The sequence below is a fragment of the Oricola indica genome (assembly GCF_965227485.1).
Classification (GTDB): Bacteria; Pseudomonadota; Alphaproteobacteria; order Rhizobiales; family Rhizobiaceae; genus Oricola; species Oricola indica.
On sequence record NZ_OZ245747.1, the window covers coordinates 3,892,547 to 3,911,194 of the forward strand.

The window sequence follows — 18,648 nt, forward strand, 5'->3', positions numbered from 1 at the left end:
CCGTCAGCCGCCCGGTTCGGCTGTTCTCGATCCGGGATATTGCGAATGAATATAGCGGAGCTTCGATATCTGGCACCCGGAAAATCAAACATTAAGGAATTGTAATGATGGCGTGTCTCGGATGCTCAACCGGTCACCTTTGGAACGCTCGCCGACCCGACGAGACACCAAGGAAAAGGCACCCGGCGCACAAAAAATAGCCAGAAATCCGGGATTCGGGCGATTTCCCTTGCGGTATCGCGACGAATTCGCGGCGAAACGGCTCTGGCACAGACCTTGCTTTCCCTCAAGTCGTGCAGAGGCGCCTAGGGTTCCGGTTCGATTGCGAATGTCTGGTCCAAGAGGTGCAAGCCGCCGAATGCAAGGCGGTGACACGGCGGGGCAAAATCCCGGGAGACAACTGCACAGGTTTGCGCGCGCAGACCTCTCCCGGATGTGCGCTCGAACCTCCCATGAATGCGGCCCGACCGCACGAAACTTGAGAGGCAGGAGCATGATCACAAAACTCATCACCACCCTCGGGCTGGCGGCAACGCTGGCATTGCCCCTTTCAATCAGCCACGCGGCTGCGGAGGAAAAAACGGACTTCAAGGTGTGCTGGTCGATCTATGTCGGCTGGATGCCATGGGGCTATCTCGAAGACTCCGGCATCATGGACAAATGGGCCGAGAAATACGGCATCGATGTCGAGATCGTTCAGATCAACGACTATGTCGAGTCGATCAACCAGTACACGGCCGGCGAATATGACGGCTGCTCGATGACCAATATGGATGCCCTGTCGATCCCGGCCGGCGGCGTCGATACGACGGCACTGATCGTCGGTGACTATTCCAACGGCAACGACGCCATCATCCTGAAGGACAAGAGCGAGCTCGCCGAAATCGAGGGCCAGAGCGTCAACCTCGTCGAGCTCTCGGTCTCGCACTACCTCCTGGCCCGCGCCCTGGAGTCTGTCGATCTTTCGGAACGCGACGTCACGGTGGTCAACACGTCCGACGCGGACATGATCGCGGCTTACGCGACCGACGACGTCACCGCCGTCGTGACGTGGAATCCCTTGGTCTCGGAAATCCTGACACAGTCCAATGCCAACAAGGTGTTCGACTCGGCCGGCATTCCCGGTGAGATCATCGACATCATGATGGTCAATACCGAGACGCTGGCGGACAACCCGGCCTTCGGCAAAGCGCTGGCGGGCGCCTGGTACGAAGTCATGGAGATGATGGCCTCCGGCGACGAGGAAGCGCTGACCGCGATGGCCGAAGCCTCGGGGACCGACCTCGAAGGTTACAAGTCGCAGCTCGATTCCACCGAGATGTTCTACGCTCCGGCCGATGCCGTCGCGTTTACCGAGTCCGGCGATCTGCCGAAGACGATGCAGTTCGTCGCCGAATTCCTCTTCGACAAGGGCATCCTTGGCGAAGGTGCGCCAAGCCCGGAATTCGTAGGGGTCTCGTTCCCCGACGGCTCCGTCTATGGCGACGAGGCGAATGTGAAGCTTCGGTTCGACACGACCTACATGACGATGGCCGCCGACGGCGCCCTGTGAGCTCAACCCGCGCCCGGCGCCAAGCGCGCCGGGCCATCTGCTCGGGATCTCCATGCGCCTGATCAACCGGAAACCCTCGCGGATCACCGCCTTCGCGCTCGGCGCCGCGCCGTTCGTGGCCGTCATCATCGCATATGCCGTGGCCAGCCATTACCGGCGGCTGGACAATCCCGCCGACAAGCTGCTGCCCTCGCTGCCCGACATGGCGTCAGCCTTCGGCCGCATGGCGTTCACGCCGGATCGGCGCTCCGGCGACCTGCTGTTGTGGATGGACACGCTCGACAGCCTCGAACGTCTCGCCGCCGGCATGGGCATCTCGATCCTTCTCGCCCTGTCGCTTGGCATCCTGATCGGTTTCATTCCGCATGTCCGGGCATCGATGGCGCCTTTCGTCGCAACGTTCTCGCTGATCCCGCCGATCACGGTCCTGCCGATCCTGTTCATCATCTTCGGCCTCGGCGAACTCTCGAAAGTCATGCTGATCGTCGTCGGCACCGCGCCGGTGATGATCCGCTCGGTCGCGCAAGCGGTGATGGAACTTCCGCGCGAACTGATCATCAAGGCGGAAACGCTCGGCGCATCCGTCTGGCAGATGATGATGCGCGTCGTGCTGCCGCAAATCCTGCCGAAACTGATCACCGCGATCCGGCTCGGCCTCGTGCCGGCCTGGATATTCCTGATCTCGGCTGAGGCCATCGCATCCACCTCCGGCCTCGGCTATCGAATCTTCCTCGTCCGGCGCTACCTCGCGATGGACGTGATCCTGCCTTACGTCATCTGGATCACGCTGCTCGCCTTTATCCTCGACCGGCTTCTCCTGCTCGCCTCGCGCAAGGCGTTCCCGTGGCATCACATGCAGGGAGAAAGCCTGTGAGCGCTCAGCCGAAAGTCTCCGTCCAGAACGTCGCGAAGATCTATGCCGGCACCGTCGTGCTCGAACGCCTCGACCTCGACATCGCGGCGGGCAGCCTTTGCACGATCGTCGGCGCGTCGGGCTGCGGCAAGTCGACCTTCCTGCGCATGCTCCTGTCCCAGGAAACCCCGTCGCGCGGGCGGATCCTGATCGACGGCGAACCGCTGCCCACGGAACCGACGCCCGATCGCGGCATCGTCTTTCAGCGCTACTCCGTGTTCCCGCACCTGACCGTCGAGGAAAACCTGATCCTTTCGTCGGAATTCGACGCCGCGCCGTTTTCGGGCAAGCTGCGCGGCGCAGCGCGGACAAAGGCACGCGAAGAGATCGCGGAAACGCTCGACCGTATCGGACTTTCTCCGGCGCGCGACCGATATCCGGCGCAGTTGTCGGGGGGCATGCAGCAACGCCTCGCCATCGCCCAGGCCCTTTTGAAGAAGCCGAAGATCCTGCTCCTCGACGAGCCGTTCGGCGCGCTCGATCCCGGCATCCGGGCCGACATGCAGGAACTGCTGATCGAGCTCTGGCGCGAGCTATCCATGACCATTTTCATGGTCACGCACGATATCCACGAAGCCTTCAAGCTCGGCACTCGCGTTCTCGTCTTCGACAAGATCCGCCACGATCCCGACGCACCCGACCGCTGGGGCGCGACGATCACCTACGACCTGCCGCTCGGCCGGCCCGGCGCGCAGACCATCCCCGATGCCAAGGCGCTATTCGCTCTCAAAAACACTACAAGAGGAGACGCTCCCAATGCGTGACATGTTCCCGTCCAAACCGGCGCGCGCCGGCCGCAAGGCCGGCCTGACGCTTCGCGATGAACAGCAGAGGCTGCACCATCCGGATTTCGACAAGCTCAACATGCGCGGCTGGAAAGCGGCGGAGAAGGAAGGGGAACTCCCCTCGGCGGCATGGCAGAAGGAGCGCCAGTGGGCGTTGCGCATGGGGCTGACCGGCTCGGATTCGCTCGAAGACAAGTCGATCCCGACCTTCTCGCGCGGGGAACTGCCCCATTATGCAGGCATCAACACCTTCCTGAAGGCGCCCTATATCGAGGACGTCACCAAGGTCGGCGCCTATGATGCCGCGATCATCGGCATTCCGTTCGACGGCGGCACGACATACAGGCCGGGAACCCGTTTCGGCCCGCAGGGCGTGCGCAAGATCTCCGCGCTCTACACGCCCTACAATTACGAGATGGGTATCGACCTGCGCGAGCAGATGACGCTCTGCGACGTCGGCGACGTCTTCACCATCCCCGCCAATATCGAGAAGACCTTCGATCAGATCACGCGGGCCGTTTCGCATGTCGCCTCATCGGGCGCACTGCCGATCATGATCGGCGGCGACCATTCCATCGGCTTTCCCTGCGTGCGCGGCATCGCGCAATGCACCTCCAAACGCATCGGCATCGTGCATTTCGACCGGCACATCGACATCCAGGAAAAGGATCTCGACGAGCGAATGCACACGACGCCCTGGTTCCACGCAACGGACCTCGCAAACGTGCCGGCCGTGAACCTCGTCCAGGTCGGCATCGGCGGCTGGCAGGTGCCGCGCGAAGGCGTGCAGGAGGCGCGCAAGCGCAACACGAACATCTTCACCATGCGCGACATCGAGGAGATGGGCCTCGCCGAAACCGCCGCCCGCGCGCTCGAACTCGCATGGAAGGACGCCGACGCCGTTTACATCTCGTTCGATATCGACAGCGTGGACTGCGGCTTCGTACCCGGCACCGGCTGGCCGGAGCCCGGCGGGTTCCTGCCGCGCGAAGCGCTGGAACTGGTCTCGCTGGTCGCCGCGGAAGGCATTTGCGGGCTGGAGGTCGTCGAGGTCTCGCCTCCCTACGACACCTCGGACATCACCGCGCTGCTGGCGACCCGCGTGATTGTCGACGTTCTCGGCACGCTCGTCAGCCACGGCAAGATGGGCGCCCACAAATCCATCATCGACAAGCCGGTGCAAATCCCGGCCGGTCCGGATGTCGATGGCCAGGGTTGGGGGACGAACAATGCATGACGACCACGACCATCCCCACCACCACGATCACGGACACCACCATCACCACGGTCCGGGCCACAATCATGCGCATGATCACGGAGAACACCTGCATTCCCATGTGCATGGCGATGCCGCGAAAGAACGCGCGGAGGAACTGCGTGTGCTTGCGACAGCGTTCCTCGACGGCTACCGCAAAGCCGACGACAAGACGTCATTTCTGCGTGTCGCCGGCGTACCGTTCAAGCTTCAGGGTTCCGACGGTCTCGCGATGCACCTGATCGAGGCCCGGATCGAATCCCGCTGGCAGTTGGGCACCGCCTCACCTGCCTTCGGTTCGCGCGAGCTCGTCTACCTCCCCTACCCCGGAAAGATGGTGTCCGAACGCGAGACGATGACCTTCACCTATGTCTCACTGACCGAGCGCGACGACATCGACCTTTCGGAAATCCTCGCGGCCCGCGCCGAGAAATAAGCCGCCCGGTCTATCGATAGAGATAGACCGGCAGCCACATCGACAGGCCGGGTACGAAGGAGAGCAGAAGCAGCACCGCGCCCAAAGGCACGAGGAACGGCGCGGTCGCGACGACGCAGCGCTCGAACGGGACATCGGCGACCTTCGAAAGCACGTAAAGCACCATGCCGACGGGCGGCGTCAGAAGGCCGATCATCAGGTTCAGAATGAGGATGATCCCGAAATGCACCGGATCGATGCCGATCTGCATCGCCACCGGCAGCAGCACCGGCGTCAGGATCGTGATCGCCGCAATCGTCTCCATGAAGCAGCCGACGAAGAGCACGATCGCCATGATGATCAGCAGGATCATCGTCGGGTTCTCCGTCAGGCCCAGCAACTCGTTGGCGAAGAGCTGGGCGACCTGGTTGGCGGTCAGAATCCAGGCGAAGATCGCGGAAGCTGCGACGATCATCATGATCGACGCCGTCGTCTCGATGGTTTCCATCGACACGCGCAGAATCCGTTTGATGTCGAGTGTCCGGTAGACGAACACGCCGAGAAAAAGCGAATAGGCAACGGCAGCGATGGCCGCCTCGGTTGGCGTGAACATGCCAGTCAGAATTCCGCCAACGATGATGATCGGCGTGAAGAGCGGCATCAGAGCATCAACGAATGTTCTCAGGAAAACCCGGAACTCGAACCGGTCGTCACGCGGATAGTTCCGGATGCGCGAGTAGAAACCGACCATGACCATCAGCGCCAGCGCCATGATCATTCCGGGTATCAGGCCGGCGGCGAAAAGCTGGCCAATCGACGTGTCCGCAATGACACCATAGACGACCAGCGGCAGGGACGGCGGAATGATCGGCCCGATCGTCGACGACGCGGCCGTGATGCCGACCGAGAAATCCGTGTCGTAGCCGGCTTCCCGCATCGCCTTGATCTCGATATTGCCGAGACCTCCGGCGTCCGCCACGGCCGCGCCCGACATGCCTGCGAAAATGACACTCGCGCCGACATTCACGTGACCGAGACCGCCATGCATCCAGCCGACCGTGGCCCGCGCGAAGGTGAAGATCTTCGTCGTGATGCCCGCCGTGTTCATCAAGTGCCCGGCCATGATGAAGAACGGCACCGCGATCAGCGGGAATGAATTGATGCCATTGACCATGTTGTGCAGGACCACGAGGCTCGGCATCCCCGAGGTCGCGATGAAATAGAGCGACGACAGGCCAAGCGCGACAGCCACCGGCGCGCCGGCGATAAGCAGCGCGAAAAGGATGACGAACATCAGGGTCAGTTCCATGGCCGCGCCACTACCTAGTCTTGAATGTCGGAAAGGGCGTGCTCGGCGATATCGCGCAGCACGGTTTCAGGCTGCTGGCGGATTTTCCGGACCAGCCACACGAATGAAAAGAACGCCATGACCGCAAGACCCGCGGCGACGCCCCAATAGAGCAGGCTTTTGGGAATTTCGGCCGACGCCATTTTCGTTTTCGTCTTCAGCGCCAGTTCAACGGCGATCCAGGACATGTAGCCGTAGAAGATGCATGACAGCAGTTCCATCGCCACTGCCAGCCACTTGCCGGCGAGCGCCGGAACGTAGCGGTAGAAGAACTCCAGGAAGATATGCGTCCCCCTGCGCGTCACCGTGACGGCACCGAAAAACGCGACCAGGATCAGAACGTATCGCGCGATCTCCTCCGTCCAGGCCAGGCTGTCGTTGAGCACGTAGCGGGTGAAGAACTGGAGAAAGACGATGACCGCGAGGCACCAGAGCGCGAGGAGCCCGGGCACATCGACCAGCTTGATGTCGATCGGCCCGGAATCCTCCGTGGCCGTGAAAACGGAGCGCGCAGGATCTGCGCGCTCCTTTTCGGTCTTGTCGACAGGCAAAGTGCTCATGTCTGTCTATCCGCAATCGCGGTTTGTCAAAGCGCCTGGAGCCGGTCGAACTGCTCCTTGTCGTAAGGCACCTTGTCCCAGTCGGTCAGCTTGGGCAACACCGCGTCCTGGAAGGGCTTGCGGTCGATTTCATTGACCTGCGTGCCTTGGTCGCGGAACCAGGAAATGAGATCGGTCTCAGCCTGGTAGATGCTGTCGGACACCTTTGCAGCGGCCTCTTCCAGCACTTCGCGAACCGCGTCGGAATCGTCGCCCATCTTGCCCATGGCGCTGTCCGACGCGATGATCAGCAGCGAGTTCAGGAGGTGGCCGGTCAGATTGATGTTCGACTGGACCTCGTAGAACTTCTTGAACTTGATGGTCGGCAGCGGGTTTTCCTGCGCGTCGACCACGCCCTGCTGAAGGGCAAGGTAAACTTCCGAGAAGGCCATCGGCGTCGGATTGGCGCCGACCGCGTTCGGGAACATCAGCATGACCGGCGAGTTCGGCACGCGGATCTTCAGACCCTTCATGTCATCCGGCTTGAGGATCGGGAAATTCGAGGTCACGTGGCGCTGGCCGTAGTAAACGAGCCCCATCACGGTGTGGCCGGTCGCATCCTTGTAGCCGGCCGAAAGATCCTTGAAGAGATCGCTTCCGCGATACGACTTCCAGTGATCGAAGCCGCGCATGATGAACGGATAATCCGAGATGGCGATCGGTCCGTAGTAGCGCTCGACGAAACTCGGCCCGGTATAGATGATGTCCACGGCACCGATGCCGAGGCCTTCGTTGATCTCTACCTCCTTGCCCAGCGATGAGGCCGGGAACACCTTGATTTCGACGCGCCCGTCCGTGCGCTTGGCGACCTCCTCCGCCGCCCATTCGGCAACCTGATGATAGTCGGAGCCGACTTCGTAGACATGCGCCCATTTGAGCTCCACCGCGAATGCGGCGGACGTGGCGCTCAGCGCCACCGTGGCGGCAACGGCCGTCAGTGTGATCATCTTTCGAAACATCGCTTCCTCCCTTGCGTGTCGATCGGGCGAAAATGCCCTTCCTCCATCGACATGTTCGAATTTTCTGGTATACAAGATATATCTAATATACTAGAAAAAGATGAGCCGCAAGTGGCTGCGTCCCCGGTGAATGCCAAGTCCATTGGGAAAGGCGCAGGGCGGGACTAACAATGGAACGGAAAAAGGGTGCGATTCGCAGACGAGACGGCATGAAGGACGGAACTCAGACCATGACCGGCGAGGAGACGGCGCGGCAGCGCAAGCCGCGCTCGCCCAATGCGCCACCGAACGCGAACGGCCATCACGTTTCGGCCATCCCGGCGAAGAATTCCGACATCGTCTATCAGGACCTGCGGCGCGACATCATTTCAATGAAGCTCGTTCCCGGCACTGCGATCCACGAGAAAGAGATCACGCAGCGCTACGGCATCAGCCGTACGCCCGTGCGCGAAGCGGTGCTGCGGCTTGCCGAGGACCGGCTGATCGACGTCATTCCGAAATCGGGGACCTTCGTCGCCCGCATTCCGCTGTCGATGGTGCGCGAAGCGATCGTGGCGCGGCACGCGCTGGAAGCGGTTACGGTTCGCGAAGCGACGCTCAAGGCAAGCGAAAGCCAGTTCATGGAACTGGGCGCGATCATCCAGCGCCAGCGCGAGCGGGCCGAGGCCGGCGAGGAAGAAGCGTTCCACAAGGCCGACGACGACTTCCACGCCGCCATCGCCGCCGCCGGCCGGCTCGCCGGCATATGGGACCTGATCCAGCAGATCCGCATCCAGATCGAGCGCTATCGTCGCCTGACGCTGCCGCAGCCGGGCCGCATGCTCAAGGTGGTCGGCGAGCACGAGGCCATTCTGGATGCCATGAAACGGCGCGAGCCGGACGAGGCCGTGAACTGCATGGCCTATCATCTCAACAAGCTGCAGCTCGACATCGCGGTCTTCCGCGACCTGTGGCCGAATTATTTCCTTTTCGACCCCGCCCTCGACAGCGAATTGCTCGCGAATTGACCGGCGGACCACACGCGGCAAGGGAGGGCTGTGTGAACCCATGACCATTTCGATCCGACAAGCTATCAGTCCCGCGGAAGCGCGTTCGTTCGACACGACCGCGCTGCGTGAAAATTTTCTTGTCACCGACCTGTTTTCGCCAGGTGCGATCCGCATGACCTATTCGCATGTCGATCGCACGATACTGGGCGGCGCCGTTCCCGGCGCGGATACGTTGACGCTCGACGCTCCGGCGGAACTCGTCACGCCGACATTTCTCGCGCGGCGCGAAATGGGCATTTTCAGCATTGGCGGCGGGGGCGCCGTGATCCTCGACGGGAGGGAGTATCCCCTTCCCGTCGGGGATTGCCTCTATGTACCGATGGGCGTCGAAGCGATCGCGTTTTCCAGCGCGAACGCCGACGATCCGGCCCGGTTCTACTTCGTATCGACACCGGCGCATCACAGCCATGAGATCCGCATCATTGCGCAATCCGACGCCAACCGTCTCGACATCGGCAGCGACAGCGATGCGAACCGGCGCACGTTGCGGCAATATATCCATCCCGATATCTGCGCTTCGTGTCAGTTGCTGATGGGCATGACAATGATTGCCGACGGCAGCGTCTGGAACACGATGCCGTGCCACACGCATGACCGGCGGTCCGAGGCCTATCTCTATTTCGACATGGCCCCTGACGCGCGCGTCTTTCATTTCATGGGCGAACCCGACGAAACGCGTCACCTCGTCATCGCCAACGAACAGGCGATCATCTCGCCCGGCTGGTCCGTCCATTGCGGGGCCGGAACATCGAATTACGGGTTCATCTGGTCGATGGCGGGCGACAACCAGGAGTTCACGGACATGGACATGGTTGCGATGGAGACGCTGCGATGATCGACCAATTCAGCCTGGAGGGCCGGACGGCCGTCGTGACCGGCGCGAATACCGGGATCGGTCAAGCGATCGCGGTCGCACTTGCCGGGGCCGGTGCGAAGATCGTCGCGGTCGGGCGCTCCGCCATGGACGAGACGACGGCCAAGATCGACGCCCCCGAGCGCTTTCACGCGATCCGGGCGGATCTTTCGGTGACGGCGAACCTCGCTCCGGTCATCGAAGAGGCCATCGCATGGTCCGGCGGGATCGACATTCTCGTCAACAATGCCGGCATCATCCGCCGCAATGCCGCGCTCGATTTCACCGAGGACGACTGGGACGCGGTGATGGACACGAACCTGAAATCCGCCTTCTTCCTGTCCCAGGCGGCCGCGCGGCACATGAAGGAACGCGGCGGCGGAAGGATCGTCAACATCGCCTCGCTCATGTCGTTCCAGGGCGGCATCCGCATCGCCTCCTACACGGCAGCGAAGAGCGGCCTGGCTGGAATGACACGGCTGCTCGCCTGCGAATGGGCTTCGCTCGGCATCAATGTCAACGCGGTCGCACCCGGCTATGTCGTCACCAACAACACCGAGGCGTTGCGCAACGATCCCGTCCGCTATCAGGCGATTCTCGACCGGATTCCCGCGGGCCATTGGGCCGAGCCCGAAGACATCGCAGGCGCCGTGGTCTATCTGGCCTCGGACGCGGCACGCTATGTCCACGGTATTTTACTGCCGGTCGACGGGGGCTGGCTGGCGCGCTAGCCCCCGGAAAACCGCTTACTGCGCGGCGACGACGATAATCTCGACAGTGTATTCGGGCGTCGCCAGCTTGGCTTCGCCACAGGCACGTGCAGGGGCATGACCCGGCTCGACCCAGGCATCCCATACGGCATTCATTTCCGCGAAATCCGACATGTCGGCGAGCCAGATGACCGCCTGCAGGATTTTGGTCTTGTCGGATCCTGCCTGAGAAAGCTGAGCTTCGATTTTCGAAAGAATGCTCTTTGTCTGGTCGGTGACGCTGTCGCCCGGGTTGCCGACCTGGCCCGCCAGATAGACCGTGCCATTGTGAATAACGGCCTGGCTCATGCGCGTGCCGGAATCGATACGGGTAATGTCGCTCATATTGTCCTCGTCGTGGTGGTTTGTCCGATCAGGCTTCCGAGAAACCCTGCAGGACATGGGTGAGATTGTCTCCGAGTGCGTCGGAAACATAACCGCCCTCCTGCACGAAAAGCGTCGGCAGGCCAAGCCCGGCGATCGCCGCGCCGATACGCGCGAAGCCCGGGGTCGTGACTGCCAGTCCTTTGAACGGGTCGTCGATATGCGCATCGAGACCCAAGGCGACGACGAGGGCGTCGGTCCCGAAAGCCGCGATTCGTTCAAAGGCGATATCGAGTGTTTTCAAATAGGCGTCGTCGCCGGTGCCACGGTCGAGCGGAAGGTTCAGGTTGCACCCAATGCCGTCGCCCTCGCCGCGCTCATGCGCGTGGCCCCAGAAGAACGGATAGAAGCGTGCCGGATCGGCATGGATCGACAGGGTGAGAACATCGGCCCTGCGATAGAATATCCCCTGCGTGCCGTTGCCGTGATGTACGTCGATATCGAGGATCGCCGGAAGCTTTCCGGCTTTTCGCAGCCTTTCGGCGGCGATGCCGGCATTGTTGAAGAAGCAGAACCCGCCCGCGAGATCGGCATAGGCGTGATGACCGGGCGGACGGCTCAGCGCATAGGCCGAACGCTCACCCCAGGCGATATGATCCGCGCCGCGGATCGCGGTCTGCGCCGACCAGTAGGCTGATTCGAACGTGTTTTCCGCAATCGGGCAGGACGTGTCGACCTGGTGGTATCCGGCCTGACCGATCGCCGATTTGGGATAGGAATCGGTTCTGTTGGCCGGGTGGATGTTCGGGACCACTTCCGCGCCGGCCCCTTCGATATATTGCCAGCGGCGGTAGATGTTCTGCAGAAAGACGATGTATTCGGCCGTGTGCAAGGCCGCAATCGGTCCCATGCCCTCATCGGTCGGCGCTTCGAAAGAGCAGCCCGCCTGTTCCGCCGCCGCCTTCAGGATATCGATGCGCTTCGGCTGTTCGGGATTGGGCAGCAATGTGCCATTGGCCATAAAGTGCTTCGGATCGTGGCGGCGCTGGCGTTCGTCGAGTATCGCTTTCATCATTGTCCTTTCAGCGACTCGAACCCGGACTGGTCGAGCAGCATGATGGTCTCGTCCGCCATGGGCGCGAAACCGAGCCGGTCGTAGAACGCCCGCGCGCCGTCATTGTCGTCATAGACGGCGAGCTTGAGATAACCCGCATTCCAGACTGTCCGGGCATCCTCGGCAACGGCGCTCAGGAGGCGCTTGCCGAGCCCCTGCCCGCGCGTAGAATCCGCGACCCACAAATCGGAAACATAAACACCCGCGGACGCCATGACTGTGGAAAAGACGGGTGAATAAAGCGCCGCGCCGACAACCAGGCCGCCCGCTTCGGCAAGCAATGCCCGGAAGGCCGGGTTATCCCCGAACCCGGCCTTCCGAAGCAGCCCGGCCGTCCCGCCGTGTTCGTCTCCGATTTCGCCGGAGAGATGCCTAAGCGCCTCGTTCAACTGTTCCATGTCTTCGGCGACCGCCCGCCTTATCGTGATGGCGTCCATGTCAGATCGCCGTCCGGTCGGCGCCCTTGAGCCCGAGCATCGCGCGCGCGTCCGCCGGGGTCGCCACTTCGCGGCCCAGTTCCTCCACGATGCGACGGATCTTGGCGACCTGTTCTGCGTTCGACGTCGCGAGCTTTCCGCGCGCGATCATGAGGCTGTCCTCCAGTCCGACGCGCACATGCCCGCCCATCGCGGCCGCTATGGTGGTCAGCGGAATCTGGTGACGGCCGGCCGCGAGCACCGAAAAGGCGTAGTCCGCACCGAACAGCTTGTCGGCGATCAGCTTCATGTGGCTCAGATTCTCCGGGTCGGGACCAATGCCGCCGAGCACACCGAAAACGAACTGGATGAAGTATGGCGGCTTGATCAGGCCACGATCCGCGAAATGGCGGAGCATGTACAGGTGCCCGACATCGTAGCACTCGAACTCGAAGCGCGCGCCGCGCTCGACGCCGAGTTCTGTCAGGATGCGCGCGATGTCGCGCGGGGTGTTCTTGAAGACGAGGTCGTCGGAGTTCTCGAGGAAGGGTTTCTCCCAGTCGTACTTCCAGTCGGAAATCTTCTCGGCCGCAGGATAGAGCGCGAAATTCATCGAGCCCATGTTGAGCGAACACATTTCGGGTTCGGCGCGCTTCGGCGCCTCCAGACGCTCGTCCAACGTCATGGTCGCGCTGCCGCCGGTGGATATGTTCATCACCGCGTCGCTGGCCTGCTTGATGCGCGGCAGGAAGGCCATGAAGTGGTCGGGTGCGGCGGACGGCTTCCCGTTTTCGGGGTCGCGCGCATGCAGATGCAGGATCGCAGCGCCCGCTTCCGACGCCGCGATCGACTGTTCGGCGATCTCGTTGGCGCTGACCGGCAAATGCGGCGACATGGACGGGGTGTGGATCGAGCCGGTGACGGCGCAGGTGATGATGATTTTCGACATGGTAACCGTCAGGCGCTCAGCGGCATGGCCGCGCCCACTTCAGCCGTGAACTGCCTCAAGGAGCGATCGAGCATGTCCATGATCTCCTCGATCTGGCTCTCGTTCACGATCATCGGCGGACAGACGAGGATGTGATCGCCGTCCACGCCGCCGCGCGTGCGCCGGGAATAGACGATCAGGCCGTTCTCATAGGCGATATCGACGAAGCGGGCATAGGCATTCAGGGACGCGGGAAGCGGCGCCATGGTGCGCCGGTCGCCGACGAATTCGAACGCCAGAAGCAACCCCTTGCCGCGAACATCGCCAATGATCGCATAGCGTTGCATCAGATCCTGGAGCCGGGATTTCAGGACATCACCCATGGTTCCGGCATTGGCGACCAGGCCCTGCCGTTCGATCTCGTCCAGAACCGCGAGACCGGCGGCGCAGGCGAGCGGATTGCCGGCATAGGTGTAACCATGCTGGAACCCCCCGGTGTCGAGGACCGGCTCGACCAGCCGGTCATGCGCCGCCATTGCGCCGAGCGGCACGTATCCGGCGGCGAAGCCTTTCGACATCACGACGATGTCTGGCTCCATGTTCCAGTGTTCGCCGGCGAGGAATTTTCCGGTCCGCCCCGCCCCCGTCATCACTTCGTCGAGGATCAGCAGCACGCCGTATTCGCGGCAAATCTGCTGCACGCGTTCCATGTAGCCTTTCGGCGGCACCAGTGCGCCGGTGGACGCCCCGCCAACCGGCTCGACGAAGAAGGCGAGAACGGTTTCGGGACCCTCGTCCAGAATTTTCTGCTCGAGCATGTCGGCGTAATGAATCCCTGTCGCCTCATCCTCGGGATCGAGGCCGTCGAGATAAGCGCGGGGCGCGGGCACTTTCGGCATCGAGCGCATCATCGGCCCGAAGGGGTCGGTCAGAGGCTGATAGCCCGTAATCGCCAAGGCGCCGAGCGTTGACCCATGATAGGAAGGATAGCGAGATATCACTTTCCAGCGCGTCCCCTGCCCGGTGGCCAACGCATATTGGCGCGCCAGTTTGGTCGCGCTTTCGACGGCTTCAGAGCCGCCGGAAACGAAAAATATCCGGTCTAATCCCTCAGGCGTCAGCGTCGCCGTCTTCGCGGCCAGCTTTTCGGACGCCTCGGTCTCGAAATGCAGCCGGTAGCCGAAGGTGGATTTCTCCATCTGCAGGCGCATGGCGGCGAGAACATTCTCGTTGGAATGACCGATATTGCAGACCATCGCGCCGGATGATCCGTCGAGATAGCGCTTGCCGTCGACATCCCACATGTAGATGCCGCGTGCCTGGTCGAGCACCGGTTTGCGCCGGCGCGTCTGGTAGAAGAGATGGCTCTTTTGCTGGTTCGCCATGCGAATCGTCCGAAATGAAAATCAGGTGGCCGGCAGCGCGGCGCAGTCGCGTGGGCGCAGCCGCAGGGACACGGGCGCGCCTTCGTCGAAGGGGTGCTCGTCAATCATGTTGATGGCCTGAAGCTGGCGGTCGCCGGCACGCACGAAATAGCGCACCGCCTGCCCCTGGTAGTCGACGGCTTCGACCGTCCCATCGACCGCCACGGTTCCGTCGGCAGGCTCATCGCGGTTCGTCAGGAGCAGTTTTTCCGCGCGCAGCACCATCTTCGCCGGACCTTCGGATGCAACATCGGCCACCTTCCTGCCGGGCACGGCGACTCGGCCGAACACGTCCACATCAAGCATCAGGTCGTCGCCGTCACGGCCAAGCACCGTTGCGTCCATGATGTTGGATGCGCCGAGGAAATTGGCGACGAACTCGCTCGCAGGCGTGTTGTAGACTTCTTCGGGCGGTCCGACCTGCTCGACGCGACCTGCCGACATGACGACGATCCGGTCGGACATCGCCAAGGCTTCGGATTGGTCGTGCGTCACGAAGATGGTCGTCACCCCGATCCTTTCCTGGATTCGTTTCAGTTCCACGCGCATGTCCTCACGCAGATTGGCATCGAGCGCCGAAAGCGGTTCGTCCAGAAGCAGGACATCCGGCTCGATCACGATGGCACGGGCAAGCGCGATACGCTGTTGCTGGCCGCCGGACAACTGTTTTGGATAGCGGTCGCCGACGGACGGCAATTGAACGAGTTCGAGCGCATCCTGGACGCGTTTTCTCGCATCCTCTTTTGCCACGCCGCGATACTTCAATCCGAAGGCGACATTCTCGGCGATCGTCTTGTGCGGGAACAGCGCGTAATTCTGAAACACGAGCCCGAGATTTCGCTTGTGGATTGGCACGTCGTTGACCCGACGATCCTTGATGCGGATTTCGCCTTTGGACGGGTCGAGCAGCCCGGCGACCATGCGCAGCGTGGTTGTCTTGCCGCAGCCGGACGGGCCGAGCAGCGTGACGAAGCTCCCGTCGGGGATTTCGAGCGACGTCTTGTAGACGGCCGTGAAGTCGCCGAAGTGTTTCTCGATGTCAGTCAGGATAACAGAACTCACGGGCTCTTCTCCGGTCGCGGCTTGAGGCTCCCCGCCGCGCGAGGCGGCGGGGAGTGCGTTTATCGAGGGATCAGTATCCCTTCTGGACCCGGCCGAACATTTTCGACCAATCGGCCTCATGGCCGTTCCAGTATTCGGGATCGGCAAAGGTCAGCCCGGACAGTGTGCCGGTCGGATCGAAGGCCGGCAGCGTCGGGATCTTGTCGCCGAGATCGACCTTGGTCGGGTCGAGTGCGGGCGGATAGTTCTGTCCTTCCGCGACGGCGATGGACGTCTCCGGCGCCAGCATGAAGTTCAGCAGTTCCTCGCAGGCTTCCATCGGCGAACCCTTGATGACGAACAGGCACTCCTGCCAGCCGAAGCCGTTGGGCGGATCCATGTAGCCGATGTCGTGGCCCTGCTCCTGCAGCGCGTAGATACGACCGGACCAGCCTTCGGTGACGTAGATTTCCTCCTCGGCGAGAAGGCTCATCAATTCGGCGCCCGAGGTCCAGTATTTCAGGGCCAGATCGCGGTGCGCGCGGACGGCATCCCACATCGCATCGACATCGGTCGCGCCATTCGGATCCTGCCCGGTCTGCAGCGCCGCGTACCACATGCGGGTGCGCCAGTCGGCCCAGCCGCCGATCTTTCCCTTGTAGGCATCGTCGATCAGGATCTTCGCGCCTTTTTCCTTCATCTCCTCGTCAGAGATGTGCTTGCGATTGTAGGCGAGGCCCGTCGTGCCGTAGTCATAGGGCACACAGGACAGCTTTCCGTCGGTGATCTTGCGGAACACGTCGTTCAGTTTCGGAATGACGTATTGCAGGTTCGGGATGTTGTCTTCGTTGAGCTCCGACGTCAGACCCAGACCGTGATACCGCGCATAGTCGAACACGCCCGAAAGGTGGGCAATGTTGTATTCGCCGGGCTGGCTCGCCTTGACGCGGGAGAGATACTCGTCGCCGCCGCCGAACGTTCCGTCGACCACGGTGACACCGGTCTTCTCCGTGAACGGGTCGAAGGCATATTCGCGGAACGCTTCGGAAACGACGCCGCCCCAGCCGTCAAAGCGCACTTCCTTGACGTCCTGGGCGTGGGCGAATTTCGCGAAGGGCGTCTGCACCCCGTAGGCGAGACCGGCCGCGCCGATCAGGCCCAGGAACTTGCGCCGCTCCATGTCGCCATTCATGTAGCGCTCGAGCAGCCTTCCGTATCGCTCGGTGTTGTCCATAGTGATCTCCTTCAAGAACCTGTTTGGCGGGAGCGGTTATCCGCCGCTTTTTCGGGCGAGTTGTCGGGCAATCGCGGCTCCCAGAAGCGGCAGCCCGACAGTAAGCACGATCATCACCGTGCCGAGCGCGTTGATCTCCGGCGAGATCGAATTGCGCAGCATGGCGAAGATCTGGGTGGGAACGGTCTCGACGCCGCCCGGCTTCCAGAAGAGGGTGCCGGTGATGTCGTCGAAACTGATGGTGAAGGCGAAAAGCCCGCCCGCCAGCACAGCCGGCAGCATCAGGGGCAGCGTCACCTCGAAAAAGGTCTGGACCGGGCTCGCACCGAGACTCATCGCCGCTTCCTCGATGTCGCGCCGGATGGAGACCAACCGCGCCTGAACGACAAGGACGACGAAGGGCAAGGTGAAGATCACGTGGCCGAAAAGCAGCAGCGCGAAGCTCTTGTTGATCGACATGAAATTGAGAAAGAGCAGCAGCGCCACGGCCAGGACGACCTCCGGAACCAGGATCGGCGCGATCAGCAAGGTCGAAATCAAATTGGAGCCCGGCACCCGGTAGCGAACGAGCGCGAGGCTCGCCAGCACGCCGAGCGTGGTCGAGATCAGAGCCGTGAGCGCACCGAGGATCATCGAGGTTCGGAATGCCCGCAGGATCGCCTCGTTCTGCGCAAGCTCGACGAACCAGCGTATCGAAAAGCCGGTCATCGGAAAGGAACCGAACTGGCTCGCATTGAAGCTCAGCAGGACCACGACGGCGACCGGCAGGAACATGAAGAGATAGACGAGCAGCGTCCAGAAACGGATGAGTTGCCAACCCATTAGCCGAGCCCCTTCATCAATTGCGCCATGCCGAGATAGCGGTTGTAGATGAGCACCAGCGCGCCGAGGACGGCCAGCAGCATGAGCGACAGCGCCGAGCCAAGCGGCCAGTTGAGCTGCGTGATGATCGCCTCAAAAACCAAGTTCGCGAACATCGCGTCCGTCGGCCCGCCGAGTACGAGCGGCGTGATATAGGTGCCGGCTCCAAGCACGAAGCAGAGGAGGCCGCCTGCCGCGAGGCCGGGCAGCGAGAGCGGCAATGTTACCTCGGTGAAGGCCTGCCACCGGGTGGCGCCCAGAGAATTGGCCGCATCCTCCAGCGTCTCGTCGATCCCGTCGAGGCTGACGAAGACATTGAGGATCATGAAGGGCAGCAGGAAGTGGACGAGGCCGAGAATGACCGTCGTCTCGTTGTAGAGCATCTGGATCAGCTCATTGATGATACCGAGCCCGATCAGGACCGAATTCAGCGCGCCCGAGACGCCGAGAATGTTGATCCAGCTCATCGTGCGGATGATGTAGCTGATCCAGAAGGGCAACATCAGGAGCAGGAGCAGGATCGCCTTGTTGCCGCGCGAGCGCGCGATGAAATAGGCGGCCGGATACCCCATCAGCGCGCAGACGATCGTGGTGATTCCCGCGATCTTGAGCGTGTTGAGGAGGATATCGCGATAGAACGAGTCCGTGAGGGCTTCCTGCCAGTTATCGAGAAAGAAGCCGGCCTGGTCGGCCCCGGTCGCGGTGCGAAGCCAGAACGAATACACGACGATGAAGCCGAGCGGCACGAAGAGCAGCAGAATGATCGCCGTCAGAGCCGGCGACAGCAATATCCAGGGTTGACGCGCCTCGCGGCTTTCGACCGACATTC

Annotated in this window: 20 protein-coding genes and 1 riboswitch; of the genes, 8 read left to right on the top strand and 12 right to left on the bottom strand. The window is 62.1% G+C overall.

Annotated elements, in window-relative coordinates; translation table 11 throughout:
- Positions 1 to 294 precede the first annotated feature (294 nt).
- A riboswitch (guanidine-I (ykkC/yxkD leader) is annotated at positions 295 to 398 on the top strand.
- A gap of 95 nt (positions 399 to 493) precedes the next feature.
- The 5 genes from ACQK2M_RS19370 to ACQK2M_RS19390 are packed head-to-tail and all read left to right on the top strand — an operon-like array spanning position 494 to position 4,941.
- The gene (locus ACQK2M_RS19370) at positions 494 to 1,552 is read left to right on the top strand and encodes a putative urea ABC transporter substrate-binding protein (RefSeq protein WP_425419142.1); all 1,059 of its coding nucleotides are present in this window, start codon (positions 494 to 496) and stop codon (positions 1,550 to 1,552) included.
- Positions 1,553 to 1,604: 52 nt separating this feature from the next.
- On the top strand, positions 1,605 to 2,426 hold the full coding sequence (locus tag ACQK2M_RS19375) for an ABC transporter permease (protein ID WP_425419143.1): 822 nt from the start codon (positions 1,605 to 1,607) through the stop codon (positions 2,424 to 2,426).
- Positions 2,423 to 3,229, top strand: coding sequence for an ABC transporter ATP-binding protein (locus ACQK2M_RS19380; RefSeq protein WP_425419144.1), 807 nt, complete (start codon positions 2,423 to 2,425; stop codon positions 3,227 to 3,229). Before ACQK2M_RS19375 ends, ACQK2M_RS19380 begins: the two co-directional genes overlap by 4 nt.
- Complete coding sequence (locus ACQK2M_RS19385; RefSeq protein ID WP_425419145.1) at positions 3,222 to 4,487, top strand: agmatinase family protein; 1,266 nt, start codon at positions 3,222 to 3,224, stop codon at positions 4,485 to 4,487. Before ACQK2M_RS19380 ends, ACQK2M_RS19385 begins: the two co-directional genes overlap by 8 nt.
- Positions 4,480 to 4,941, top strand: coding sequence for a hypothetical protein (locus ACQK2M_RS19390; RefSeq protein WP_425419146.1), 462 nt, complete (start codon positions 4,480 to 4,482; stop codon positions 4,939 to 4,941). The genes ACQK2M_RS19385 and ACQK2M_RS19390 overlap by 8 nt, the downstream gene beginning before the upstream one ends.
- A 10-nt stretch (positions 4,942 to 4,951) precedes the next feature.
- Here the strand turns inward: ACQK2M_RS19390 and ACQK2M_RS19395 are convergent, their stop codons facing one another.
- From ACQK2M_RS19395 to ACQK2M_RS19405, 3 genes are read right to left on the bottom strand one after another with little or no spacing between them, the layout of a single operon-like run.
- Complete coding sequence (locus ACQK2M_RS19395; RefSeq protein ID WP_425419147.1) at positions 4,952 to 6,229, bottom strand: TRAP transporter large permease; 1,278 nt, start codon at positions 6,227 to 6,229, stop codon at positions 4,952 to 4,954.
- Positions 6,230 to 6,243: 14 nt separating this feature from the next.
- On the bottom strand, positions 6,244 to 6,828 hold the full coding sequence (locus ACQK2M_RS19400) for a TRAP transporter small permease (protein ID WP_425419148.1): 585 nt from the start codon (positions 6,826 to 6,828) through the stop codon (positions 6,244 to 6,246).
- Between the two features lie 26 nt (positions 6,829 to 6,854).
- Positions 6,855 to 7,826 carry a sialic acid TRAP transporter substrate-binding protein SiaP gene (locus ACQK2M_RS19405; RefSeq protein WP_425419149.1) on the bottom strand — a complete coding sequence of 324 codons (972 nt, stop codon included), beginning with the start codon at positions 7,824 to 7,826 and terminating at the stop codon, positions 6,855 to 6,857.
- A gap of 209 nt (positions 7,827 to 8,035) precedes the next feature.
- Here ACQK2M_RS19405 and ACQK2M_RS19410 point away from each other — a divergent pair, with 209 nt between their 5' ends.
- The 3 genes from ACQK2M_RS19410 to kduD are packed head-to-tail and all read left to right on the top strand — an operon-like array spanning position 8,036 to position 10,459.
- Complete coding sequence (locus ACQK2M_RS19410) at positions 8,036 to 8,833, top strand: GntR family transcriptional regulator (RefSeq protein ID WP_425419150.1); 798 nt, start codon at positions 8,036 to 8,038, stop codon at positions 8,831 to 8,833.
- A gap of 40 nt (positions 8,834 to 8,873) precedes the next feature.
- Positions 8,874 to 9,710 (top strand): 5-dehydro-4-deoxy-D-glucuronate isomerase, encoded by an 837-nt coding sequence (gene kduI, locus ACQK2M_RS19415; RefSeq protein WP_425419151.1) that lies wholly within the window; start codon positions 8,874 to 8,876, stop codon positions 9,708 to 9,710.
- Complete coding sequence (kduD, locus tag ACQK2M_RS19420; protein WP_425419152.1) at positions 9,707 to 10,459, top strand: 2-dehydro-3-deoxy-D-gluconate 5-dehydrogenase KduD; 753 nt, start codon at positions 9,707 to 9,709, stop codon at positions 10,457 to 10,459. Before kduI ends, kduD begins: the two co-directional genes overlap by 4 nt.
- Positions 10,460 to 10,474: 15 nt before the next feature.
- Here kduD and ACQK2M_RS19425 read toward each other — a convergent pair whose 3' ends face one another.
- The 9 genes from ACQK2M_RS19425 to ACQK2M_RS19465 form a co-directional block, all read right to left on the bottom strand.
- A complete protein-coding gene (locus ACQK2M_RS19425; RefSeq protein WP_425419153.1) occupies positions 10,475 to 10,822 on the bottom strand; it encodes a RidA family protein in 348 nt (115 codons plus the stop codon).
- A gap of 28 nt (positions 10,823 to 10,850) precedes the next feature.
- On the bottom strand, positions 10,851 to 11,873 hold the full coding sequence (locus ACQK2M_RS19430) for a histone deacetylase family protein (RefSeq protein ID WP_425420093.1): 1,023 nt from the start codon (positions 11,871 to 11,873) through the stop codon (positions 10,851 to 10,853).
- On the bottom strand, positions 11,873 to 12,352 hold the full coding sequence (locus ACQK2M_RS19435; RefSeq protein WP_425419154.1) for an N-acetyltransferase family protein: 480 nt from the start codon (positions 12,350 to 12,352) through the stop codon (positions 11,873 to 11,875). Before ACQK2M_RS19435 ends, ACQK2M_RS19430 begins: the two co-directional genes overlap by 1 nt.
- Before the next feature lies 1 nt (position 12,353).
- Positions 12,354 to 13,280, bottom strand: a complete 927-nt coding sequence (locus ACQK2M_RS19440) for a 3-keto-5-aminohexanoate cleavage protein (RefSeq protein ID WP_425419155.1) — start codon at positions 13,278 to 13,280, stop codon at positions 12,354 to 12,356.
- Positions 13,281 to 13,288: 8 nt separating this feature from the next.
- Positions 13,289 to 14,644 (bottom strand): aspartate aminotransferase family protein, encoded by a 1,356-nt coding sequence (locus ACQK2M_RS19445; protein ID WP_425419156.1) that lies wholly within the window; start codon positions 14,642 to 14,644, stop codon positions 13,289 to 13,291.
- A 21-nt stretch (positions 14,645 to 14,665) separates the two neighbouring features.
- On the bottom strand, positions 14,666 to 15,745 hold the full coding sequence (locus ACQK2M_RS19450; RefSeq protein ID WP_425419157.1) for an ABC transporter ATP-binding protein: 1,080 nt from the start codon (positions 15,743 to 15,745) through the stop codon (positions 14,666 to 14,668).
- Between the two features lie 70 nt (positions 15,746 to 15,815).
- Positions 15,816 to 16,958, bottom strand: coding sequence for an extracellular solute-binding protein (locus ACQK2M_RS19455; protein ID WP_425419158.1), 1,143 nt, complete (start codon positions 16,956 to 16,958; stop codon positions 15,816 to 15,818).
- 36 nt (positions 16,959 to 16,994) lie between these two features.
- Entirely contained in the window at positions 16,995 to 17,780 is a 786-nt protein-coding gene (locus tag ACQK2M_RS19460; protein ID WP_425419159.1) for an ABC transporter permease, read from the bottom strand.
- On the bottom strand, positions 17,780 to 18,646 hold the full coding sequence (locus ACQK2M_RS19465; protein ID WP_425419160.1) for an ABC transporter permease: 867 nt from the start codon (positions 18,644 to 18,646) through the stop codon (positions 17,780 to 17,782). Before ACQK2M_RS19465 ends, ACQK2M_RS19460 begins: the two co-directional genes overlap by 1 nt.
- Between the last annotated feature and the right edge of the window lie 2 nt (positions 18,647 to 18,648).